General features: G+C 37.6%; 1 protein-coding gene. It reads left to right on the forward strand.

What is annotated here, in order from left to right:
• Positions 1-404, forward strand: a 404-nt coding sequence (locus CW751_RS15210; protein ID WP_119782978.1) for a PKD domain-containing protein, incomplete at both ends; no start/stop codon positions are given.

A 404-nucleotide genomic window follows, 5' to 3' on the forward strand; every position in this document is an offset into this window, starting at 1 on the left:
TGGAACTTTGGTGATGGCAACGCTTCTACGCTTGAAAATCCAACGCATACTTATGGATCAGAAGGGGTTTTTGATGTTACCTTAATTGTGGAAAGCAATCATGGTTGTAGAGATACCGTTGAAAACCCAAGCACTGTTTATCCGTTGCCTCAAGTAGACTTTAGTCCCTCTGATGTTTGCTTAAGTGCTACGACAACCTTTACAAATGAAAGTAATATAAGCAATGCTTTTACGAACAATAGCTTAACAAGTTGGGATTGGGACTTTGGAGATGGTAATTCTTCTAATCAGGAAAATCCCACACATACTTACGCTAATTCAGGAGATTACATAACTAATTTAAGCGTTACGAGTAATCATAATTGTGTTGCGACTATCAATAAAACAGTTACTGTTCACCCTTT

The organism is Brumimicrobium salinarum (assembly GCF_002844555.1).
Classification (GTDB): domain Bacteria; phylum Bacteroidota; class Bacteroidia; order Flavobacteriales_D; family Crocinitomicaceae; genus Brumimicrobium; species Brumimicrobium salinarum.